Source organism: Hoylesella buccalis ATCC 35310 (assembly GCF_000177075.1).
GTDB lineage: Bacteria > Bacteroidota > Bacteroidia > Bacteroidales > Bacteroidaceae > Prevotella > Prevotella buccalis.
This window is the reverse complement of the sequence record NZ_ADEG01000003.1, coordinates 1-772: the sequence shown is the minus strand read 5'-3', so window position 1 is coordinate 772 and position 772 is coordinate 1. Positions and strand designations below refer to the sequence as shown.

Genomic DNA, 772 nt, shown 5'->3' with positions numbered 1-772 from the left:
AATAGGTCGGTTACCAATCGACCTGAGGGCACCTTTGGAAGCCTCCGTTACGCTTTTGGAGGCGACCACCCCAGTCAAACTACCCACCAAGCAGTGTCCGCGCATTAAGCGCGTTAGACCTCAGACAGCCAAAGGGCCGTATTTCAAGGATGGCTCCATCACCGCTGGCGCGGCAAATTCAAAGCCTCCGGCCTATCCTACACATCGGATGACCAAGGTCAATGCTAAGCTATAGTAAAGGTTCACGGGGTCTTTTCGTCCCATCGCGGGTAATCGGCATCTTCACCGATACTACAATTTCACTGAGATCATGATTGAGACAGTGTCCGGATCATTACACCATTCGTGCAGGTCGGAACTTACCCGACAAGGAATTTCGCTACCTTAGGACCGTTATAGTTACGGCCGCCGTTTACCGGGGCTTCAATTCAAGGCTTCTACTTACGTATGACCTCTCCTCTTAACCTTCCGGCACCGGGCAGGTGTCAGGCTGTATACATCAACTTTCGTGTTAGCACAGCCCTGTGTTTTTGTTAAACAGTTGCCTGGACCTATTCTCTGCGCCTCGTCATAGTGACGAGGACCCCTTCTCCCGAAGTTACGGGGTTAATTTGCCTAGTTCCTTAACCATGAATCTCTCAACGCCTTAGTATGTTCAACCCGACTACGTGTGTCCGTTTGCGGTACGGGTGCTGCATGACTGGAGCTTAGCGGATTTTCTTGGGAGCATGATTACCCACACTATTGCCCTTCCCCGAGGGGATGAACATAC

At 51.3% G+C, this 772-nt stretch carries 1 rRNA gene; it reads right to left on the bottom strand.

Annotated features, from left to right (window positions below):
- A 23S ribosomal RNA gene (locus tag HMPREF0650_RS12525) occupies nt 1-772 on the bottom strand; the annotation flags it as partial.